Genomic DNA, 21484 nt, shown 5'->3' with positions numbered 1-21484 from the left:
CGGTAGCCCGCAACCGCGCTGGAGGCGACGGCGAAAAGGGCGGATGCCGAAGCATCCGCCCTTTCACCGGTCAGTCAGCCGAGGAGACCTAGAAGTCCCAGTCGTCGTCTTCAGTGTTGACGGCCTTGCCGATGACGTACGAGGAGCCCGACCCGGAGAAGAAGTCGTGGTTCTCGTCGGCGTTCGGCGACAGGGCCGACAGGATCGCCGGGTTCACGTCGGTGACGGCCTTGGGGAACATGGCCTCGTAGCCGAGGTTCATCAGCGCCTTGTTGGCGTTGTAGTGCAGGAACTTCTTCACGTCTTCGGTCAGCCCGACCTGATCGTAGAGGTCCTGCGTGTACTGCACCTCGTTCTCGTACAGCTCGAACATGAGGTTGAAGGTGTAGTCCTTGATCTCGTCCTTGCGCTCCTGCGTGGCGCCCTCGAGACCCTTCTGGAACTTGTAGCCGATGTAGTACCCGTGCACGGCCTCATCGCGGATGATCAGGCGGATGAGGTCGGCCGTGTTGGTGAGGCGGGCGCGGCTGGAGAAGTACATGGGCAGGTAGAAGCCGGAGTAGAACAGGAACGACTCGAGCAGCACCGAGGCGACCTTGCGCTTCAGCGGGTCGTCCCCCTGGTAGTAGTCCATCACGATGGACGCCTTCTTCTGCAGGTTGACGTTCTCCGTCGACCAGCGGAAGGCCTCGTCGATCTCCTTCGTCGACGCGAGGGTCGAGAAGATCGAGGAGTAGCTCTTGGCGTGCACCGACTCCATGAACGCGATGTTCGTGTAGACGGCTTCCTCGTGCGGGGTGATCGCGTCGGGGATCAGCGAGACGGCGCCGACGGTGCCCTGGATGGTGTCGAGCAGGGTCAGGCCGGTGAACACGCGCATGGTGAGCTGCTGCTCCACCGGGGTGAGCTGGTTCCAGGACTGCACGTCGTTGGAGAGCGGGATCTTCTCGGGCAGCCAGAAGTTGTTGACGAGGCGGTTCCAGACCTCGACGTCCTTTTCGTCTTCGATCTTGTTCCAGTTGATCGCGTCAACGTGGGAGACGAGCTTGAGCTTGTCAATCATGGTGTTTTCCTCTTGGTGTTACGTCGGTGATCGAGCTTGTCGAGATCTCGAGAGTTATCTACGTGGTCTCGACAAGCTCGACCACCGATTATGCCGCTACTTACTCAGAGGGCGCAGGAAACACAGCCCTCCACCTCGGTCCCCTCGAGGGCCATCTGGCGCAGTCGGATGTAGTAGATCGTCTTGATGCCCTTTTTCCAGGCGTAGATCTGGGCGCGGTTGATGTCGCGGGTGGTGGCGGTGTCCTTGAAGAACAACGTCAGCGACAGGCCCTGGTCCACGTGCTGGGTGGCGGCGGCGTAGGTGTCGATGACCTTCTCGTAGCCGATTTCGTAGGCATCCTGATAGAACTCGGTGTTGTCGTTCGTCATGAACGGCGCCGGGTAGTACACGCGGCCGAGCTTGCCTTCCTTGCGGATCTCGATCTTCGAGGCGATCGGGTGGATCGACGCGGTCGAGTTGTTGATGTACGAGATCGATCCGGTCGGCGGCACGGCCTGCAGGTTCTGGTTGTAGATACCGTGCTGCATGATGGATGCCTTGAGCTCGGCCCAGTCGGCCTGCGTGGGGATCTCGACGTTGGAGTTCGCGAACAGCTCGGCGCCGCGGACGGTGCTGGGTGCCCAGACCTGGTCGGTGTACTTGTCGAAGAAGGTGCCGGAGGCGTAGGTGGAGTTCTCGAAGCCCTCGAAGGTGATGCCGCGTTCGATGGCGATCTTGTTCGAGGCGCGCAGGGCGTGGAACAGCACCGTGTAGAAGTAGATGTTGGTGAAGTCGATGCCTTCTTCGCTGCCGTAGTACACCCGCTCGCGGGCGAGGTAGCCGTGCAGGTTCATCTGGCCAAGGCCGATGGCGTGCGACTTGTCGTTACCGGTCTCGATCGAGCGTACCGACGCGATGTGGCTCTGGTCGGAGACGGCGCTCAGTCCGCGGATCGCGGTGTCGACGACCCGGCCGAAGTCGGGCGCATCCATGGCCAGCGCGATGTTCATCGAGCCGAGGTTGCAGGAGATGTCCTTGCCGATGGTGTCGTAGGAGAGGTCCTCGTTGTACGTGGTCGGGGTGTTGACCTGGAGGATCTCGGAGCACAGGTTCGACATGTTGATGCGGCCCTGGATCGGGTTCGCCTCGTTCACGGTGTCTTCGAACATGATGTACGGGTAGCCGGACTCGAACTGGATCTCGGCGAGGGTCTGGAAGAAGTCGCGCGCCTTCATCTTGGACTTCTTGATGCGCGGGTCGTCGACCATCTCGTGGTACTTCTCGGAGACCGAGATGTCGGCGAACGGCACGCCGTAGACGCGCTCGACGTCGTACGGGGAGAACAGGTACATGTCCTCGTTGTTCTTGGCCAGCTCGAAGGTGATGTCGGGGATGACCACACCGAGGGAGAGGGTCTTGATGCGGATCTTCTCGTCGGCGTTCTCCCGCTTGGTGTCGAGAAAGCGCATGATGTCGGGGTGGTGCGCCTGCAGGTACACCGCGCCGGCGCCCTGGCGGGCTCCGAGCTGGTTGGCGTAGCTGAAGGAGTCTTCGAGCAGCTTCATCACGGGGATGATGCCGCTGGACTGGTTCTCGATCTGCTTGATCGGCGCGCCGGACTCACGGATGTTGGAGAGCAGCAGGGCCACGCCGCCGCCGCGCTTGGACAGCTGCAGCGACGAGTTGATGCCGCGGGAGATGGACTCCATGTTGTCTTCGATGCGGAGCAGGAAGCAGGAGACGAGCTCGCCGCGCTGGGCCTTGCCGGAGTTGAGGAACGTGGGGGTCGCGGGCTGGAAGCGGCCGGCGATGATCTCCTCGACGAGAGCGATCGCGAGTTCTTCGTCACCCTGGGCCAGGCCGAGGGCGCTCATCACGACGCGGTCCTCGAAGCGCTCGAGGTAACGCTTCCCGTCGAACGTCTTCAGTGTGTAGGAGGTGTAGTACTTGAACGCGCCGAGGAAGGTCTGGAAGCGGAACTTCTTCGAGTAGGCGAGGTCGTTGAGCTTGGTGATGAACTCGAAGGAGTACAGGTCGAGCACGGCCTGCTCGTAGTATTCCTTCTCCACCAGGTAGTCGAGGCGCTCACGCAGCGAGTGGAAGAACACCGTGTTCTGGTTCACGTGCTGCAGGAAGAACTCCCGGGCAGCTTCGCGGTCCTTGTCGAACTGGATCTCCCCGCTCGGTCCATACAGGTTGAGCATGGCGTTCAGGGAGTGATAGTCCATGTCCAGGCCCGACGGCGGGCTGATCGGGGTGACCTTCACGGCTGTTGCTTCCAAAATTGTTCCAATCCTTCGTGAACGGCGGCTACGTCGTCCGGTGTGCCGAATACTTCAAAGCGATACAGGTGGGGCACACCGCACTTCTGCGCGATGATGTCCCCGGCGAGGCAGAACGCCTCACCGAAATTCGTGTTGCCGGCGCCGATGACGCCGCGGATGAGCGTGCGATTGCGCTTGTCGTTCAGGAAGCGGATGACCTGACGCGGCACGGCCGGCCCCAGGTTGCCGCCACCGTAGGTGGGCAGGACGAGCACGAACGGCCGCCGGGCCACGAGTGGCGCATCCTTGGCGTACAGCGGGATGCGCGCGGCCGGCCGGCCGAGCTTCTCGACGAACCTGGCGGTGTTTCCCGAAATACTCGAGAAATAGACGATGTCCACATCCCCGGCATCGATACCCTCGACTGCCCCGCCGGTCACGCCAGCGGTGGACTCGCGAGTGGAATCAGCCTGAAGCAGCATGGGTCCCCTTTTCGTGCGAGTTGTGCGAGTCGAGCGGTCGGCGCACCCCAGGCGCTGTGTCGGTTACGCCAGGCGCGCGGCGAGTTCGTTGATCTTGTCGGGGCGGAAGCCCGACCAGTGGTCCTCGTCGGTGATGACGACGGGCGCCTGCAGGTAGCCGAGCGCCTTGACGGCCTCGAGGGCGTTCTCATCGGCCGACAGGTCGAGGATGTTGTATTCGATGCCCTTGTTGTCCAGGGCGCGGTACGTCGCGGTGCACTGCACGCAGGACGGCTTGGTGTAAACGGTGATTGCCATCGAAGAGGCCTCTCGTATCGTTCTCGTCGTTCAGGACCTTGGGCACAGCTATGCGAAATCCGTGGGTAAGACGTGTTGGAAATGTGGTGGAAATGCACTCGTAAAGTGCGAAGTTCTTTGTGAAGCGTTGTGCGTTTGCTTGGACTTCAATACTACATCTAGTGATCCCGGAAGGGAACGGCCACTACATGCGGGAATTACAATTATGTACTTATCCACCGACATTGCACCGGTTGTCAACAGGCCGCCGGGGCCGGAAGCCGCAGAATCCCGCGGTCCGGGTGAGAGTTATCCACAGGCGGGACAATTTGCGGAATTCGCCCTGTGGAATCTTTCGCCGGGCGCGTCGGCCGCGCCGGTGCCTATCCGGCCGGTGCGGCGGATGCTCGTGGCGGCGCCGTCGAGGCGCGGATGACCAGTTCGGGCACCATCGGCGGCACCCCGGAGGAGTCCTCGTCGGCGAGGACGGCCAGCAGGGTGAACAGGATGTCCCGTCCCAGGCTGTCGAAGTCCTGGCGCATGGTCGTCAGCGGCGGGGCGAAGAACGCCGACTCCGGGATGTCGTCGAAGCCGATCACGCTGACGTCGTCGGGAACGGTGAGCCCGTGCCCGGCGAGAGCGTGCACCAGGCCGAGCGCCATCTGGTCGTTGCCGGCGAATACCGCCGTGAAGTCCAGCGGGGCGCCTTGCCCCGCCAGCGCGGTACCGAACTCGAATCCGCTGGCCGGCGACCAGTCCCCCACCATCGGCTCCACCGCCACCAGCCCACGCGCGGCCAACTCGTCGCGCCAGCCGCGCACCCGTTCGATCGCATCCATCGAGTCGGCCGGTCCGGCCAGGTGGCGGATGCGGGTGTGGCCGAGGCCAGCGAGGTGGGCGACGGCGGCCCTGGCCCCGCGGTACTGGTCGATGGCCACACTGTGGAAGCCGCGGCGGCCGCTGGAATCCACCGCGATCAGCGGCACGCCCAGCTCGATGCCCTGCACGGTGTCGAGGGCGCCGCGGTGCGCGGCGATCAGCACGATCGCCTCCACGTTCTGCCGCAGCAGCAACTCCACCGCCGACCGCAACGAATCCGGGTCGGACTTGAGCATGCTCGCCATGCTCACGGCGTAACGGGAGGACCGGGCCGCCTCGTTGAAGTGCAGCACGGCGCTGGAGGGGCCGTAGTCCGGCCCGCCCGTCGTGATCAGGCCGATGGTTCGCGACCGCCGGGTGACCAGGGCGCGGGCGGCGGGCGACGGCCGGTAGTTCAGCGCCGCGATGGCCTTCTCCACCCGCTGCCGGGTCGCCGGCCGCACGTTGGGCAGGTCGTTGAGCACCCGGGACACGGTCTGGTGCGACACCCCGGCGAGCCTGGCCACGTCGAAGATCGTCGCGACGCGCGTCCTATCGTCGTCGATCACAACCACCTCCTGCGGCCGGCGCCTGCGCACCGGTGCGCTGACATCCGCGCACTACTATTCTCTCGACTGCTGGGCGCGGGCATTACCGCCGCAGTGTTGTCAGGAGTCGTTGCAGCACGATGAAGACCAGCAGCAGGGCGCCGATCACGATCTTCGTCCACCAGGAACTCAGGGTGCCCTCGAAGCTGATGATGGTCTGGATGATGCCGAGCACGAGCACGCCGAGCACGGAGCCGAGGATGAACCCGGAGCCGCCGGTGAGCAGGGTGCCGCCGATCACGACGGCGGCGATCGCATCCAGTTCCATCCCCACCGCGGTGAGGCTGTAGCCGGAGAGCGTATAGAAGGTGAAGAGCACCCCGCCGAGCGCGGAGCAGAACCCGCTGATCACGTAGACGAGCACCCGGGTGCGGGCCACGGGAAGGCCCATCAGCATCGCGGACTGGCCGCCGTTGCCGATGCCGTAGACCGTGCGGCCGGTGCGGGTGTAGTGCAGCACGAAGAAGGCGATGGCCACCACGATCACGGCGATGATGACGCTCGGCGTGATCGCCAGCCCGGGACCGAGCGGGATGCGGGTCTGCGCCATGTCCACGAAGAACGGGTTGGTGATGGAGATCGAGTTCAGGCTGATCACGTAGCAGAGCCCGCGGGCCAGGAACATGGCGGCGAGGGTGGCGATGAACGGCTGGATCTCGAAGAAATGGATGACCAGGCCCACCAGCATCCCGAGGGTGGAACCCACGACCAGCACGATCAGGATCACCACCAGGGGCGGCCAGCCGGCCCGCAGCAGCGACGCGGCGATCATGGTCGACAGGGCCACAACCGAGCCCACCGACAGGTCGATGCCGCCGGTGAGGATCACGAAGGTCATCCCGACCACGAGCACCAGCAGGAACGAGTTGTCGATCAGGAGGTTCAGCAGCATCTGCACGGAGAGGAAACCACGGTACCGAGTGGCGCCGACGCCCCACATCGCGATCAGCAGCACCAGGGTCACGAGCACCGGCGTATACCGGGAGCCGAGGTTGAACCGGCCGCGCGGGCGCACGAACCGGGGTCGGGAGGCGGGCTTGTCGATGGTGCGGATGCTCATGAGAGGACCCCTCCGGTGGATGTCGTGACGGGTCTGCGGCGCAGCGACCCCAGGCGGGTCTGCAGGGCGGGTGATTGCAGCAGGCACACGATGATCACCACGAGCGCCTTGAACACCAGGGTGATCTCGGGGGCGATGCCCACCGTGTACACGGTCGTGGTGAGGGTCTGGATGATCGCGGCGCCGATCAGGGTGCCGCCCAGCGAGTACCGCCCGCCGGCCAGCGAGGTGCCGCCGATGACCACGGCGAGGATGGCATCCATCTCGATCCAGAGGCCGGCGTTGTTGGCGTCGGCGGCGGTGACGTTGGAGCTGATCATCAGGCCGGCGATGCCAGCGCACAGGCCGCTGAAGATGTACACCATCCAAATGATGCTGCGGCTGCGGACGCCCGCTATGCGGCTGGCCTGTGGGTTGATGCCCACCGACTCGATCAGCAGCCCGAGCGCGGTCTTGCGGGTGAGCACCGCAGCGATGGCGAACATGCCCAGCGCGATGATGATCGAGGCGGGCAGCGCCAGCCAGTACCCGCCGCCGATGACCTTGTACGGCGCGGAGTTGATCGTGACGATCTGGCCCTCGGTGATGAGCATCGCGAGTCCCCGGCCGGCGGTCATCAGGATCAGGGTCGCGATGATCGGTTGCACCCCGATCACCGACACCAGGAACCCGTTCCAAGCGCCGAGCACCAACGCCAGGACGAGGGAGATGCCGACGGCGACCAGCACGGTGGTGGGGCTGTTCGGGTCGGAGGAGCCCGCGATGATCGAGCAGGCCAGGGCGCCGGAGATGGCGACGACGGCGCCGACCGACAGGTCGATGCCGCGGGTGGCGATCACCAGGGTCATGCCCAGCGCCACCAGCAGGGTGGGGGCGCCGTTGCGGAGGATGTCGACCAGGCTGCCGAAGAGATGGCCGTCCTGCACCCGGATCGAGAAGAACGCGGGATACACGGCGACGTTCAGCAGGAGCAGCGCCAGCAGGGTGGCGATCGGCCAGAACAGCCGGTGCTTGAGGGCACGGGTCACGGTGGGGTTCATGATTCGGCTCCACTTGCGATGAGGGTCATGACCTGGCCGACGGTGACGTCGTCGTTGACGATGTCGGCCACCTTCTCCCGGTCGCGCATCACGACGATGCGGTGGCTGAGGCGCAGCACCTCCTCGAGTTCGGCGGAGATGAACACCACCGACATCCCGTTCTCGGCCAGGTCGGCGACGAGTTTCTGGATTTCGGCCTTGGCGCCCACATCGATGCCGCGGGTGGGTTCGTCCAGGATCAGCAGGCGCGGCGCGACAGCCAGCCAGCGGGCCAGGAGCACCTTCTGCTGGTTGCCGCCGGAGAGGTTCTTCACGATCGCGTCCGGGTCAGGGGGACGGATGTTCAGCGCCTGGATGTAGCTGGCGGCCAGTTCGTCCTGCCGCTTCTTCGGGATCCGGCGGAACCAGCCGCGGTCGGCCTGCAGCGCGAGCACGATGTTGTCGCGCACGGTGAGGTCTTCGATGATGCCCTCGCTGCGCCGGTTCTCCGAGGAGTAGGCGATCCGTGACTTCAGCGCCATCCGCGGGGTACGGAGCCGCCGCGGCCGGCCGCCGATGGTGAGTTCGCCGCGGTCGGGCCGGTCGGCGCCGGAGAGCAGCCGGGCCAGTTCGGTGCGGCCGGAACCGAGAAGGCCGGCCAGGCCGACGACCTCGCCCTCGTACACGCTGAGGTCCACCGGGGCGATGGAGCCCTTGCGGCCCAGCCCGATCGCCTGCACGAACGGGGCTTCCTCGCTCTCGTCGCTGATCGGCGCGCGCGCCTTACGGTCGAGGTCGGAGAGCACGGCGATGTCCTTGCCGATCATCTTGTGCACCAGTTCGATCCGCAGGATCTCCTCGGTGAGGTACTCGCCCACCAGCTGGCCGTTCCGCAGCACGGTGAGGCGGTCGGAGATCTCGTAAACCTGCTCGAGGAAATGCGAGACGAAGAGGATGGCGACCCCGTCCTCCTTAAGGGAGCGGATGACACGGAACAGTTCGGAGACCTCGTCGACGTCGAGGCTCGACGTCGGTTCGTCGAGGATGAGCACCTTGGCCTGCACGTCGATGGCGCGGGCGATGGCCACGAGCTGCTGCACGGCGAGGGAGTGCGTGCCCAGCTGCGAGGACGGGTCGATGTCGAGGTTGAGGCCGTCGAGGATCTCGGCGGCCCTGGCGCGCATGGCCCGCCAGTCGATGGCGGCGCCGCGGCGGGGTTCGCGGCCGAGCATGATGTTCTCGGCCACCGACAGGTTGGTCAGTAGGTGCACCTCCTGGTACACCGTGCTGATGCCGGCTTCCTGCGCCTGCGCGGGGCCGGTGATCACCAGCGGTTTCCCATCGAGCAGGATGCTGCCGGAGTCGATCGGGTACACGCCCGTGAGCGCCTTGATCATGGTCGACTTGCCGGCGCCGTTCTCCCCCATCAGCGAGTGCACCTCGCCGGGGAACATCCGGAAATTCACCCGGTCGAGCGCCTTCACGCCGGGGAAGGAGATGGAGATGTCCGTCATATCGACGACGGGGACCTGAGTGGTCATGCCTGGCTCTCTTCATTGAGACGGATCTGGGACTGATGGTGCGCGGCAGCGGAGTGCCGGGGTGGTGCAGCTGTGGGGTGCCGCCGGCGCCACGGGCCGGGCCGGTGTGGCGCCGGCCCGCGACGGTCGAGCGGGGGTTCGATGTTGCCTGGAGCGGTTGTGCGGTGCTTCTGGTGAATCTAGTACTGGCGGTCGGGCAGCGCGGCCACGGCCTCTTCCTGGGTGAAGGTGGTCTCCTCCGTGACGATGCGAGGCTCGACGTCTTCGCCGGCCACGACCTTCTCCACGATCTCGACCAGCTGGTTGCCGAGCAGCGGCGAGCACTCCACGATGAAGTTGATCTTGCCGTCCGCCAGCGCCTGCATGCCGTCCTTGACCGCGTCGATCGTCACGATCTTCACGTCCACGCCCGGCTTCAGGCCGGCCGCCTCGATGGCCTCGATCGCGCCCAGGCCCATGTCGTCGTTGTGCGCGTAGATCAGGTCGACGTCCGGGTTGGACTTGAGCAGCGCCTCGGTGACCTGCTTGCCGCCGGAGCGGGTGAAGTCGCCCGTCTGGCTGGCGACGATCTCGTACTTCGGGTCGCTGCCGATGACATCGGCGAAACCCTCGGCGCGGTCGATCGCAGGTGCGGAACCGGTGGTGCCTTCCAGCTGGATGATCTTGACGGCGTCCGCGTCCGCGAACTCCTCCGTCACCCACTCACCGGCCTTCTTGCCCTCTTCGACGAAGTCCGAGCCGAGGAACGACACGTACAGCGACTTATCCGCCGAGTCCACCGAACGGTCGGTCAGCACGACGGGGATGTCGGCGTCCTTGGCTTCCTTGAGCACGGTGTCCCAGCCGGATTCCACCACCGGGGAGAACGCGATGACGTCCACGCCCTGCTGGATGTAGGAGCGGATGGCCTTGATCTGGTTCTCCTGCTTCTGCTGCGCATCCGAGAACTTCAGTGGGATGCCGGCCTCCTCGAACGCCGCCTGGATGTCCTTCGTGTTGGCGGCGCGCCAGCCGCTCTCCGCGCCCACCTGGGAGAACCCGACGACGAGGTCTTCGGGTGCGGGGGCTTCGCCCTCGGCGCTCGAGGAGCCGCCGCCCCCTGAGCATCCGGCCAGGGCTAGGAGCATCGCGCCGGCCGCGGCCATTCCAATGATTTTCTTCATGTAACCAAACCTCCTTGTTTAGTTTCCCGGCGCAACCATGCTGCGTGCCCTTGGTGCCGGGGATCAGGCCATTCTGATCTTGCAGGAATGTTAGCGCTCACAAGTTAGCGCTCACAACCCCCAAAATAGCCCGATTTCCGCCCTCCCGCCCGGCGAGAGTTTTATCCTCCCCGCACCGCTGGTCAGGCGCGCGGCACCCCCCGTTCCGTCAGAAATGCGTGGAACCGTTCGGCTGACAGCGCCAGGTCCCAGCCCCACCGGTCCAGCCGAGCCCCCTCGAGCCCTCCCGGCGGCACGCGTAAGTGCCGGTGGCACGCGTATGACCCCGCGGCACGCGTTGCAGCGCGGGCCGCCGTGCCGAACACGTGCCGCGAGCGGACGCGCCCCAGCCGTCACGGGCGTGGCACACCCCGTTCGGTCAGGAAGGAGAAGAACCGTTCCGGCGAGAGCGCCAGGTCCCAGCCCCAGCGGTCGAAGCTGTTCACCCGGGCGCGCAACGCATCCTCCCTCTGCTTCTCCTGCCACACCACCGAACCCGGATCCCGGCCACCTAATACCGGGCCGACTCCATACTTGAGGAAGCCGTCGAATTCACCGATCTTGCGCACCCGCCGCCACCAGAAATCCGCGTAGGCATTGCCGCCGAGGATGTTCGGAAAACACACCTGCAACTCCGGCAACTCGAAGCCAAGTTGAAAGATTCGCACCCTGCTGAGGGTCTCACCCGGGTTGGCCGACAGCGGGCTGGCGAACGCGATCGCCTGCTCGGCTTGGCGCCGACCGGTGCGAGGGTTCACGATGGCGAGCTCTTGGTAGAGGTCGGCCTTGGTGAGCACCCCCGGGCCCGCAACCCGCCCGAGGCCAGTCCGACTCCTTTCGGCGCGCTCCTGCTCAACACGTAGTGCATGATCCAACATCGTCACGCCCACCAACAAGGAGGATGACGACGCGACATCCACGAGCGTGCGGGCGAGAGAGGTGACCTGGCACCCGTCGATGACCTGCAGGGAGTCCGGCGGCGCACCCCGGTGGGCGGTGGTTGCCCGGGTGGAGCTACCTCCGCCAGCCTCGGGAGTGCTGGTATGCACGCTGGCGGACCAGGCCCCTATGATCGGCAGGCCGTGCAACACCGCGGCGGACTGGTGCGACAGCACTGGCGGGCGTACGGCGGCCAGGGCCGTCGCCCGCACGAGCAGGCGGTACCGCTCATTCGCATCCGCGGTCCGCCACCGCTCCGCCGCGACATACACGCCGCGTCGGATGTTGCTCAGCGCACCCTCCGTGCAGAGCTGCTGAATACCCCTCCGCGAGATGCCCACCTCCAGCAGCGCGCCGGCCGGCAGAAGCCCGCCGTAGCGCGCACCTACGATCTCGGCGAGGGCAAGTACGGAGGGCGTGTGACCCGGCCGTGCTCCGCGGTGGAAGGGCGTGTGGTTAGGGGACGGTTGATTGACCATGCGGCAGTTTCCCTCCACCTCGCAGTGCTGCCCCACGTAGGCCAGGACCGGTGCGGCAAACGCCCCGCCGGGGCCTGTGGAGGACCCGTCCGCGCCCACCACGCACGAGCCCACCCCGCCGGCGCCTACCTCAGCCGCGCGTACCCCGGCCCGGCACGCCGCCTGGCCCCGTCCGCCCGATCTCCCCCGCCTTGTGTTCGTCCGCCAGGGCACTGCTTCGTCCCGGTGGCACTAGTTCATCCGCTCGGGGCACGCTCTCGTCCCGGCGGCACTAGTACGTGCACCTGCCTCCGGGCCTAACTAGTGCCGCGAGGTTTGGGAGGGCCCAGGACGGGCAGGGCGCGGAAAGGCCGCTGGCCCCGCATCCGAAGGGATGCGGGGCCAGCGGCCGTGTGTTGCGAAAAGGGTTAGCGTCCGCCGGAGCGACGCTTGTTGTAGACGTCGAAGGCGACGGCCAGGAGGAGCACGAGGCCCTTCACGGCCTGCTGCCACTCGATGCCGATGCCCATGATCGACATACCGTTGTTCAGCACACCGATGATCAGACCACCGATGATGGCGCCACCGATGGTGCCGACACCACCCTGAACGGCCGCGCCACCGATGAAGGCGGCGGAGATGGCCTCGAGCTCGAAACCGTCACCGGCCTTCGGGCCGGCCAGGTTGAGGCGGGCGGTGAAGATCAGGCCGGCGAGAGCAGCGAGCACACCCATGTTCACGAACAGCCAGAACGTCACGTTGCGGGTCTTGACACCCGACAGCTCGGCGGCGTGCAGGTTGCCACCGATTGCGTAGATGTGGCGGCCGAAGACGCTGCGGTTCATGATGACGCCGTAGACCAGCACCAGCACGGCCAGCACGATCAGGGTGACCGGGATGCCCTTGTAGGAGGCCAGCGCGTAGGCGAACATGCCGATGACGACGGTGATCAGCACGAGCTTGGCGACGAACCAGACCAGCGGCTCGACCTCCTGGCCGTACGAGGCACGGCCGCGGCGGGTGCGAACCTGCTGCACGATCAGGGCGATGATCGCCAGGGCTGCGACACCGAGGGTGAGCGGGTCAAGCTCGAACTCACCGAACAGGTCGGTGAGGAAGCCGTTGCCCAGGGCACGGTACTCGGCCGGGAAGGAACCGATGTTGGCGTTGCCGAGCACCGCGAGCGCGAGGCCGCGGAAGATCAACATGCCGGCCAGCGTCACGATGAACGCCGGGATGCCCACGTAGGCGATCCAGAAGCCCTGCCACACGCCCACCAGGGCGCCGACGAGGAGCGACAGGATGACCGACAGCCACCAGGGCAGGCCCCAGTTCACCGCGAAGACACCGGATACGGCGCCGACGAACGCGGCCACGGAACCGACCGACAGGTCGATGTGGCCGGCGATGATGACCATCACCATGCCCACCGCGAGAACGAGGATGTACCCGTTCTGCACGATCAGGTTGGAGATGTTCTGCGGCCGCAGCAGGATGCCGTCGGTCAGGAAGCTGAACAGCACAACCACCACGATCAACGCGATGAAGATACCGTTCTTGCCGAGGTCGGTGACGACGTGGCTGAGCCAGGTCCCCACCTTGGAGGTGCTGGGGTTGATTTGTCCGCCTGCGGCCGTTGTGCTCGCCGGCTTGGTTTCGAGATCACTCATTTTGACGTTTCTCCTTTGCCGATAGCGCCGACGCTAACGGGCCTTTTCCATGGTCATGTGCTTGATAAGGGTCTCCGGGGTGGCGTCAGTGATCGGGAATTCTCCCGTGATGCGTCCCTCGGAAAGGGTGTAGATGCGGTCGCAGATGCCGATCAGTTCCGGCAGCTCAGACGAGATCACGATGACACCCTTGCCCTGTGCGGCGAGGGCGTTGATGATCGCGTAGATCTCGTACTTGGCGCCCACGTCGATGCCGCGGGTGGGCTCGTCGAGGATCAGCACGTCGGGGTTCGAGTAGATCCACTTCGACAGCACGACCTTCTGCTGGTTACCGCCGGAGAGCTTCCCGGTCTTGGCCAGCACGGTCGGTGCCTTGATGTTCATGCTCGTGCGGTACTCGTTGGCGACCTTGAATTCCTCGTTGTCGTCGACCAGTCCGCCCTTGACGAGCTTGTCCAGCGAGGCCATCGAGATGTTGCGCTTGATGTCCTCGATGAGGTTGAGACCGTAGGTCTTGCGGTCCTCGGTGGCGTAGGCGATGCCGTTGTCGATCGCCTCGGTCACCGTGCGGGTCTTGATTTCCTTGCCCGCCTTGAAGACCTTGCCCGAGATGCGGCTGCCGTAGGTGCGGCCGAACAGGCTCATCGCGAACTCGGTGCGCCCGGCGCCCATGAGACCGGCGATGCCGACGATCTCACCGCGACGCACGTTCAGGTTCACGTTGTCCACCATCACCCGGGTGGGGTCCTGGGGGTGGTGGGCGGTCCAGTCCTCGACCCGCAGGATTTCCTCGCCGATGTTCGGCGTGTGGTCCGGGTAGCGGTGCTCGAGGTCGCGGCCGACCATGTCCTTGATGATGCGGTCTTCGGTCACGTCGGACTTCGCGATCGTCTCGATGGCCTTGCCATCGCGGATGATCGTGACGGCGTCGGAGACCTTCTTGATCTCGTTCAGCTTGTGGCTGATGATGATCGAGGTGATGCCCTGGCCCTTGAGGTGCAGCATCAGGTTGAGCAGGTGGTCGGAGTCCTCGTCGTTGAGGGCGGCCGTCGGCTCGTCCAGGATGAGCAGCTTCACGCGCTTGGAGAGCGCCTTGGCGATCTCCACGAGCTGCTGCTTGCCGACACCGATGTCCATGATCTTGGTCGTCGGGTTTTCGCGCAGACCCACGCGGGCGAGCAGCTTCACGGCCTCGCTGTTGGTCTTGTTCCAGTCGATCAGGCCGAGGCCGCCACGCTGTTCGTTGTTGAGGAAGATGTTCTCCGCAATGGAGAGGTAGGGACTCAGAGCGAGTTCCTGGTGGATGATCACGATGCCCTTGGCTTCGCTGTCCCTGATGTCCTTGAATTCGACGACTTCGTCTTCGAAGACGATGTCGCCGGTGTAAGTGCCGTGCGGGTAAACGCCGCTGAGCACCTTCATCAACGTGGACTTGCCCGCGCCGTTCTCACCGCAGATGGCGTGAACTTCGCCGCGAGCGACGTTGAGCGTCACGTCCTGCAGCGCCTTGACGCCGGGGAAGGTCTTGGTAATACCGCGCATCTCGAGGATGTTGGTGGTCACGTGCGTTCCTTTCTTGGTCGTAATTTGTAGTGCGGACCGGCCGGCGGGGCGTGTCGCCCCGCCGGCCGGTCCCAATACGGGACTGTTAGCCGTCGATCTCGGCCTGGGTCCAGTAGCCGCTGTCAACCAGCTGCTCGGTGATGTTGTCCTTGACCACGATGGAGGAGTCGAGGAGGTAGGAGTCCACAACCTTCTTGCCGTTGTCGTAGTCGGTGGTGTTGTTGACCTCGGGCTCTTCGTCGTTCAGCAGGGCGACGGTCATGTTGACCGCAACCTCGGCGAGCTTACGAGTGTCCTTGAAGATCGTGGCGTACTGCTCGCCGGCAACGATGGCCTTGACCGAGTCGAGCTCGGCGTCCTGGCCGGAGATTGCAGGCCAAGCGTCGCCGACCGAGTAGCCGGCACCTTCGAGGGCGGAGATGATGCCTCGTGAGATGCCGTCGTACGGGGAAAGCACGCCGTTGATGGCGGTGCCGTCGGAGTACGTGGACGTCAGGATGTTCTCCAGGCGGCTCTGTGCCTCTTCACCGTCCCAGCGCAGGGTTGCAACCTGCTCGAAGTCGGTCTGGCCACTGCCGACAACCAGCACGCCGGAGTCGATCAGCGGCTGGAGGGCATCCATCGCGCCGTCGAAGAAGAACGTCGCGTTGTTGTCATCCGGCGAACCGGCGAACAGCTCGATGTTGAACGGTCCGGCCGGAGCACCCTCGATGGGCGCGCCTTCCAGGTCGGTCAGGCCGAGGCCGTTGAGCAGGGACCAGGCCTGCTGCTGGCCGACCTTGAAGTTGTCGAACGAGGCGTAGTAGTTCACGTTCTCGGTGTCGCGGATCAGGCGGTCGTAGGCGATGACGGGGATGTCGGCGTCTGCGGCGTCCTGGAGCACGCTGGTGAGCGTGGTTCCGTCGATGGAGGCGACGATCAGGGCTTCTGCGCCCTTGGTGATCATGTTCTCGATCTGCGAGACCTGCATGGGGATGTCGTCTTCTGCGTACTGCAGGTCGACCTTGAAGCCCTCGGCTTCGAGCTGCTCCTTGACGGCGTTGCCGTCGTTGATCCAACGCTCGGAGGACTTCGTGGGCATCGCAACGCCGACAAGTCCGCCGTCGCCGGCTCCCGAGCTCGAGTCGGAGTCTCCGCTGGAGCAGGCTGCCAGGGAGATAACCATGGCTCCGGCTGCGAGTGTCGCGAGGAGTGCTTTCTTCTTCACTGTGGTTCCTTTCGTATTTTCAATCGACTTTGATGTCAAATCTGTGAAGCGAATGTGGTGCGTGTGATTACAGGCAGTGCACCAGGCGGTTCGCCTGGTTCCAGCGCGCCCGGCGGGAGACGTCCCGCTGGGTGGTGGTCTTATCGGTCGCCGGAGGCTCGAGGTGAGCGACCGGCGCGAATTCGTGGAGGAGACGCCATTACTTCAGCTCTCCCTGCGGCGCTTGGCCGTAGACGTTCTGGTAGCGGTTGAAGAGGGAATCGATCGCGTCCTGCGGGATGGGGAGCAGCTCCCCGCCCTGCCGGGCGATCTGAACGGTGCGGGCGACGTCTTCGACCATGACGGCGGCCTTGACCGCGTCGCGGGCGTCGGAGCCGATGGTGAACGGGCCATGGTTCTGCATCAGCACCGCGCGGGAGCGGTGTCCGGTGAGCGCCTCGACGATGCCCTGGCCGATGGTGTCGTCACCGATGATCGCGAAACGGCCGACCGGGACGGGGCCACCGAATTCGTCGGCCATGGCCGTGATGACGCAGGGGATCTCTTCGCCGCGGGCCGCCCACGCGGTGGCGTAGGTGGAGTGGGTGTGCACGACGCCGCCGACCTCGGGCATGTGCCGGTAGACGTAGGCGTGTGCGGCGGTGTCGCTGGACGGCGACCGGTTGGAGCCGGGCGTCTCGGGGATGACGTGGCCGTCGAGGTCGCAGAGGATCATGTTCTCTGGGGCGAGGTCGGCGTAGTCGACGCCGGAGGGCTTGATCACGAAGAGGTCCGCACCGGGCACGCGGCCGGAGACGTTGCCGCCGGTCCAGACGACCAGGCCGTTGCGGGTCAGCTCGCCGTGCAGTCGAGCGATGTCGGCACGGACGCGGGCGATCGCGACCTCGATCTGTGGGCCGAAGGTGCTCATGCGCGAACCGACGCAGACTCGGCGCCGGCGGTGAAAAGCGCGGTGGTCAGGCTCACAGGATCGACTTCCTTGTCTGGGGTGCTGCGTGGTGCTGGATGAGAGCGTCAATGTGAACGGTCACATTGCAGTCCTCATGTTAGCCGCATCCGGCAAACTTCTGTCAAGTCCCGATTGTCACCATTGGGTAACGCCCCTCGACGGGGGCCGGGACGGGCCGGATCAGAAGGCCGGCGGTCCCGTCGATGCACGCACGATGAGCTCCGGCATGATGGCGCTGCGGTCCACCACCGGGCCGGCGGTGATCTCATCCAGCAACAGGGCGATGCAGCGCCGGCCCAGTTCGGCGAAGTCCTGGCGCACCGTCGTGAGCGGTGGCCAGAAGTGCGCGGATTCCGGAATATCGTCGAAGCCCACCACGCTGATGTCGCCGGGGATGCTGAGGCCGGCGTCCCGGATGGCGTGCATCAGGCCCAGCGCCATCTGGTCGTTGGAGGAGAAGATCGCGGTGAAGTCGCGCACCCGCAGCAGTTCCCGGCCGGCGTAGTACCCGAAGTCCGCGGTCCAGTCGCCCAGGATGGGTGCCGTCGTCGGCACGTCCATGGCGCCCATCTCGTCGAGGAAGCCGCGCATGCGCGCCTCCGCCTCGATCCAGTCCTGCGGGCCGGCGAGGTGGTAGATGTTGCGGTGGCCGAGGTTGATCAGGTGCCGGGTGGCCAGCCGGGCTCCTGCGATCTGGTCCACCGAGAGGCCGTGGTCGTTCAACCCGCCGGTGGATTGCAGCGTCACGTACGGCACCGAGATCGACAGCTGTTCAAGAGCGTCGAAGACCCGCATCTGCGGGGCGATCACGACGATCCCCTCCACGGACTGCAGCATCAGGTGGTCGAGGGCCGCTTCGATCGATTCGGGGTCGACGGTGGTGAGGTTGGCCGTGTTCACGTAGTACCCGGCCTCCCTGGCGGCATCCTGGATGGCCGCGATGCTGCTGGCCGGCCCGTACTGCGAGCTCGACGCCGAGAGCACTCCGATGGTGCGGGAGGTTCCGCGGGAGAGCGCCCGGGCCGCGCGGTTGGGCCGGTATTGCAGGTCCTCCATGACCTGCTGCACCCGGGCCTTGGTCGACTCGCGGATGCTGGGGTGGTTGTTCAGCACGCGGGAGACGGTCTGGTGGGAGACCCCGGCAAGGCGCGCGACATCCCGGATGCTGGGTGCGCGACTCTTGGGCAGATCAGCTGGCACGGGGATGGCCTCGTTCGAATGTGCACGGTCACAAATGTGGTCGCACCACAATTATGCACGTGCGGGGCCCGTTGGGATACGCGCCATGTGACAGTCACATTTCGGTCCGATCGGATGTGACTGTCACATTCCGGGCGAAGCATACCGGCCGCTCAGGCGCTGTCGCGCACCACCAGGTCGGTGGGCAGCACGATTGCCGCGGGGCGTTCGCCGTCGATCACCCGGAGGAGCAGGCGCACCATCTCCTCGCTGATGCGTTCGAACGGTTGGTGCATCGTGGTCAGCGCCGGTGTCGTGGTGGTCGCCACCGGGGCGTCGTCGAAGCCGCCGACCGCGACGTCTTCCGGCACCCGGCGTCCCGACTTCAGCAGCACATCGATCGCGCCGGCGGCCATCACGTCATTGGCCGCGAACACCGCGTCGAGGTCCGGGTGCCGGTCGAGCAGTTCGGCCATCGCCGCCGCACCGCTGGCACGGCTGTAGTCGCCGCGGGCCACGTAGCTCTCGTCGTAGGCGTCGCCGAGTTCTTCGGCATAGGCCTGGTGGCGGCGCATGCCGCCAGAGGTATCCTCCGGCCCGGCGATCGTGGCGACGCTGGAGCGGCCGAGGCCGCGGAGGTACCGCACCATTTCCCTTGCCCCGTCGTAGTCATCCGCGGCCACGTAGCCCATCTTGCGTTCGAACCCCAGCGGCACCCCGCAGGCGATCGCCGGCACGCCGGCGGCGATGATCTCGGAGATCAGGCCGCGCCGGCCGCTGTGTGAGGAGACCAGGAGCACGCCGTCGACGTGGCCGGCGGTGATGAACTCGGTCGCGCGGCGTTGTTCGTCCTCGTTGCCCGCCATGATCAGCACCAGGGAGATGTCGTGGGCCGACAACGCGCGCGACGCCCCGCGCATCAGCACGGCGAAGTTGGGGTCCTCGAACAGGCGGTCGTGCGATTCGGTGAGCAGGAACGCCACCGAGTTCGCCCGGCTGGTGGCCAGGCTGCGGGCGTGCGGGTTGACCCGGTAGCCGGTCTTCTTGATCGCGGCGTTCACCGACGCCAGGGAATCCGGGCTGACCCAGTGGCCGCCGTTGAGCACCCGCGAGACGGTTCCGCGGGACACACCGGCAGCGGCGGCCACATCATCGATGGTCGGCCGGCGCTTGGCGGGAGGCGGGGTCACGACTGAAGCCTAGCGACCGTCAGGCCTTGACCGCACCGGCGGCGAGGTCGACCTTCCAGTAGCGCTGCAGCACCAGGAACAGGATGATGAGCGGGATGATCGACAGCAGCGCGCCGGTGATCACCAGCGTGTACATCGACGGGGCGCTCGCGCCCTGGTTGAGCAGGCCGCTCAGGCCCACCGTCACCGGGAAGAGCTGGTCGTCGCCGAGCATGATGTAGGGCAGCATGAAGTTGTTCCAGACCGCGACGAACTGGAACAGGAAGATCGTCACCAGGCCGGGGCCCATCATCGGCAGGGCGATGCGGTTGAAGATGTAGAGCTCGCCCGCACCCTCGGTGCGGGAGGCCTCGATAACCTCGGTGGGTACCGACGCGGCCGCGTAGATGCGGGCGAGGTAGATGCCGTACGGGCTGATGATCTGGGGCAGCAGCACCGACCACATGGTGTTGGTCAGCCCCACCTCGGCCAGCAGGAAGTACTGCGGGATGGCGAGGATGACGCCGGGAACGAGTACGCCCATCAGCAGGATGGAGAAGACGACCTTCTTGCCGGGGAACTCGAACTTCGCCAGCACGTAGCCGGAGATCGCCGAGATCCAGGTGGAGGCCAGGGCGCCGACGCCGGCGTAGATCGCGGTGTTGAGCACCCAGCGCCAGAACAGGCCGCCCCGGTACTGGCTGAGCTCCACGATGTTGTCCCACAGGTGGGTGCTGGGCGCCAGCGTGAAGGTGGAGAACAGTTCCGAACTGTCCTTGCTCGAGGCCATCAGCACCCAGAACACGGGGAACAGGCAGTAGATCGCGCCGATGATGAGGATGCCGGTGGAGACCGGGCTGGCCTTCTGCCGGAAGACGCGGGCCGAGGCGCGGGCGGCCTGGCGCTGGGCGCGGTCCGGCCGGGCGAGGGTAGATGTGGTCATGGGTCAGTCCTCCTGGCCGAAGGCACGTTTCTGCACGACGCGCAGGAACAGGAATGAGAAGGCGAAGGTCACCAGGGCGATGACGATCGAGGTGGCGGCGGCCGAGTAGATGTCGTCGCGGGTGAAGGCATCCCGGTAGACCAGCATCAGCGGTGACCAGCTGGTGGACAGCGAGTTGGTGAGCGGGCGGAGCGTGGTGGGTTCGGCGAACACCTGCAGCGTGGCGACCATGGAGAACAGGGCGGTCATCACGATCGCCGGGGCGATGATCGGGATCTTGATGCGCAGCGCAATCTGGATCTCACTGGCGCCGTCGAGCTTGGCGGCCTCGTAGATGTCGGAGGGCACCGATTTGAGCGAGGTGTACATCACGATCATGTTGAAGCCCACGCCGCCCCAGAGGGCGATGTTCGCGATGGCGAACGTGATCCCGCCGGAGGACAGCAGCGACGAAACATCCCAGCCGAGCTTGTCGAAGACGAAGTAGAACGGGCTCACCGCCGGCAGGTACAGGAATCCCCAGAGCAGGGAGCTGATCACGGCGGGTACCGCGTAGGGCAGGAAGATCGCGGTGCGGGAGAAGCCCGCGGCGCGGGTGCGGCGGGAGTCGAGAAGCAGCGCGAACAGCAGCGCAAGGCCGAGCATCAGCGGGATCAGGATGAAACCGTAGAGCAGCACGCGGCCGACGCTGGCCCCGAACTCGGTGTTCGTCAGGGTGGTGACGTAGTTGTCGATCCCGGCGAAGACAGTGCTGCGGGCGCCGGAGCCGAGCCCAAGGCCCGACACCTTGGTCTTCTGGAAGCTCAGGTAGAGCGTGTAGAAGATCGGGGCGGCCATGAAGGCCACGAAGAGGATGATGCCGGGCGCCAGCATCGCGTACGGCACGAGCACCCTTGAGCGGAAGGTACCGCGACCGCGGCGTACCGGCGGCGTGGTGCTCCTGGTGGCCACGGGGGCCTCTGTCACTGTCACGGGTTGTCCTCAATCGACGGGAGAGTGTGGGGTGATGGGTGGTGCGGAGGATCCGCCGGGTTGCGGCGGATCCTCCGGGT

At 65.7% G+C, this 21484-nt stretch carries 18 protein-coding genes; all 18 read right to left on the bottom strand.

The features are described from left to right. Nucleotides 1-88: 88 nt before the first annotated feature. The 18 genes from nrdF to ACU5E9_RS15165 all read right to left on the bottom strand — a co-directional run bounded on the left by nrdF (nucleotide 89) and on the right by ACU5E9_RS15165 (nucleotide 21404). Complete coding sequence (nrdF, locus tag ACU5E9_RS15250; RefSeq protein WP_297368613.1) at nucleotides 89-1063, bottom strand: class 1b ribonucleoside-diphosphate reductase subunit beta; 975 nt, start codon at nucleotides 1061-1063, stop codon at nucleotides 89-91. Between the two features lie 104 nt (nucleotides 1064-1167). Further along, the gene (nrdE, locus tag ACU5E9_RS15245; RefSeq protein WP_456813553.1) at nucleotides 1168-3273 is read right to left on the bottom strand and encodes a class 1b ribonucleoside-diphosphate reductase subunit alpha; all 2106 of its coding nucleotides are present in this window, start codon (nucleotides 3271-3273) and stop codon (nucleotides 1168-1170) included. A gap of 35 nt (nucleotides 3274-3308) precedes the next feature. Then, nucleotides 3309-3791, bottom strand: a complete 483-nt coding sequence (gene nrdI, locus ACU5E9_RS15240) for a class Ib ribonucleoside-diphosphate reductase assembly flavoprotein NrdI (protein ID WP_456810742.1) — start codon at nucleotides 3789-3791, stop codon at nucleotides 3309-3311. A gap of 63 nt (nucleotides 3792-3854) precedes the next feature. Continuing rightward, the gene (gene nrdH, locus ACU5E9_RS15235; RefSeq protein WP_066592430.1) at nucleotides 3855-4088 is read right to left on the bottom strand and encodes a glutaredoxin-like protein NrdH; all 234 of its coding nucleotides are present in this window, start codon (nucleotides 4086-4088) and stop codon (nucleotides 3855-3857) included. Nucleotides 4089-4450: 362 nt separating this feature from the next. Further along, nucleotides 4451-5494, bottom strand: a complete 1044-nt coding sequence (locus tag ACU5E9_RS15230) for a LacI family DNA-binding transcriptional regulator (protein WP_456810741.1) — start codon at nucleotides 5492-5494, stop codon at nucleotides 4451-4453. A gap of 82 nt (nucleotides 5495-5576) precedes the next feature. Beyond that, nucleotides 5577-6593, bottom strand: a complete 1017-nt coding sequence (gene yjfF / locus ACU5E9_RS15225; RefSeq protein WP_456810740.1) for a galactofuranose ABC transporter, permease protein YjfF — start codon at nucleotides 6591-6593, stop codon at nucleotides 5577-5579. Continuing rightward, nucleotides 6590-7633 carry an ABC transporter permease gene (locus ACU5E9_RS15220; RefSeq protein WP_456810739.1) on the bottom strand — a complete coding sequence of 348 codons (1044 nt, stop codon included), beginning with the start codon at nucleotides 7631-7633 and terminating at the stop codon, nucleotides 6590-6592. The genes yjfF and ACU5E9_RS15220 overlap by 4 nt, the downstream gene beginning before the upstream one ends. Then, nucleotides 7630-9153, bottom strand: coding sequence for a sugar ABC transporter ATP-binding protein (locus ACU5E9_RS15215; protein ID WP_456810738.1), 1524 nt, complete (start codon nucleotides 9151-9153; stop codon nucleotides 7630-7632). The genes ACU5E9_RS15220 and ACU5E9_RS15215 overlap by 4 nt, the downstream gene beginning before the upstream one ends. Before the next feature lie 179 nt (nucleotides 9154-9332). Then, on the bottom strand, nucleotides 9333-10316 hold the full coding sequence (locus ACU5E9_RS15210) for an ABC transporter substrate-binding protein (RefSeq protein ID WP_456810737.1): 984 nt from the start codon (nucleotides 10314-10316) through the stop codon (nucleotides 9333-9335). Between the two features lie 392 nt (nucleotides 10317-10708). Then, complete coding sequence (locus tag ACU5E9_RS15205; RefSeq protein ID WP_456810736.1) at nucleotides 10709-11773, bottom strand: hypothetical protein; 1065 nt, start codon at nucleotides 11771-11773, stop codon at nucleotides 10709-10711. A 407-nt stretch (nucleotides 11774-12180) separates the two neighbouring features. Further along, nucleotides 12181-13422 (bottom strand): multiple monosaccharide ABC transporter permease, encoded by a 1242-nt coding sequence (gene mmsB, locus ACU5E9_RS15200; RefSeq protein WP_456810735.1) that lies wholly within the window; start codon nucleotides 13420-13422, stop codon nucleotides 12181-12183. A gap of 33 nt (nucleotides 13423-13455) precedes the next feature. Next, nucleotides 13456-14985: a multiple monosaccharide ABC transporter ATP-binding protein gene (mmsA, locus tag ACU5E9_RS15195; RefSeq protein WP_456810734.1), complete on the bottom strand. Its 1530-nt coding sequence runs from the start codon at nucleotides 14983-14985 to the stop codon at nucleotides 13456-13458. A gap of 85 nt (nucleotides 14986-15070) precedes the next feature. Continuing rightward, complete coding sequence (chvE, locus tag ACU5E9_RS15190; RefSeq protein ID WP_456813552.1) at nucleotides 15071-16150, bottom strand: multiple monosaccharide ABC transporter substrate-binding protein; 1080 nt, start codon at nucleotides 16148-16150, stop codon at nucleotides 15071-15073. 241 nt (nucleotides 16151-16391) lie between these two features. Next, the gene (locus tag ACU5E9_RS15185; protein WP_456810733.1) at nucleotides 16392-17102 is read right to left on the bottom strand and encodes an L-ribulose-5-phosphate 4-epimerase; all 711 of its coding nucleotides are present in this window, start codon (nucleotides 17100-17102) and stop codon (nucleotides 16392-16394) included. Nucleotides 17103-17321: 219 nt separating this feature from the next. Beyond that, the gene (locus ACU5E9_RS15180; protein ID WP_456810732.1) at nucleotides 17322-18341 is read right to left on the bottom strand and encodes a LacI family DNA-binding transcriptional regulator; all 1020 of its coding nucleotides are present in this window, start codon (nucleotides 18339-18341) and stop codon (nucleotides 17322-17324) included. Nucleotides 18342-18493: 152 nt separating this feature from the next. Beyond that, nucleotides 18494-19510 (bottom strand): LacI family DNA-binding transcriptional regulator, encoded by a 1017-nt coding sequence (locus ACU5E9_RS15175; protein ID WP_456810731.1) that lies wholly within the window; start codon nucleotides 19508-19510, stop codon nucleotides 18494-18496. Nucleotides 19511-19529: 19 nt separating this feature from the next. Beyond that, entirely contained in the window at nucleotides 19530-20432 is a 903-nt protein-coding gene (locus ACU5E9_RS15170) for a carbohydrate ABC transporter permease (RefSeq protein WP_456810730.1), read from the bottom strand. 3 nt (nucleotides 20433-20435) lie between these two features. Then, a complete protein-coding gene (locus ACU5E9_RS15165; protein WP_456810729.1) occupies nucleotides 20436-21404 on the bottom strand; it encodes a carbohydrate ABC transporter permease in 969 nt (322 codons plus the stop codon). Nucleotides 21405-21484: the final 80 nt, after the last annotated feature.

Source organism: Cryobacterium sp. AP23 (assembly GCF_054075385.1).
The sequence above is the reverse complement of the archived record's forward strand: the minus strand, read 5'-3'. Positions and strand labels throughout refer to the sequence as shown.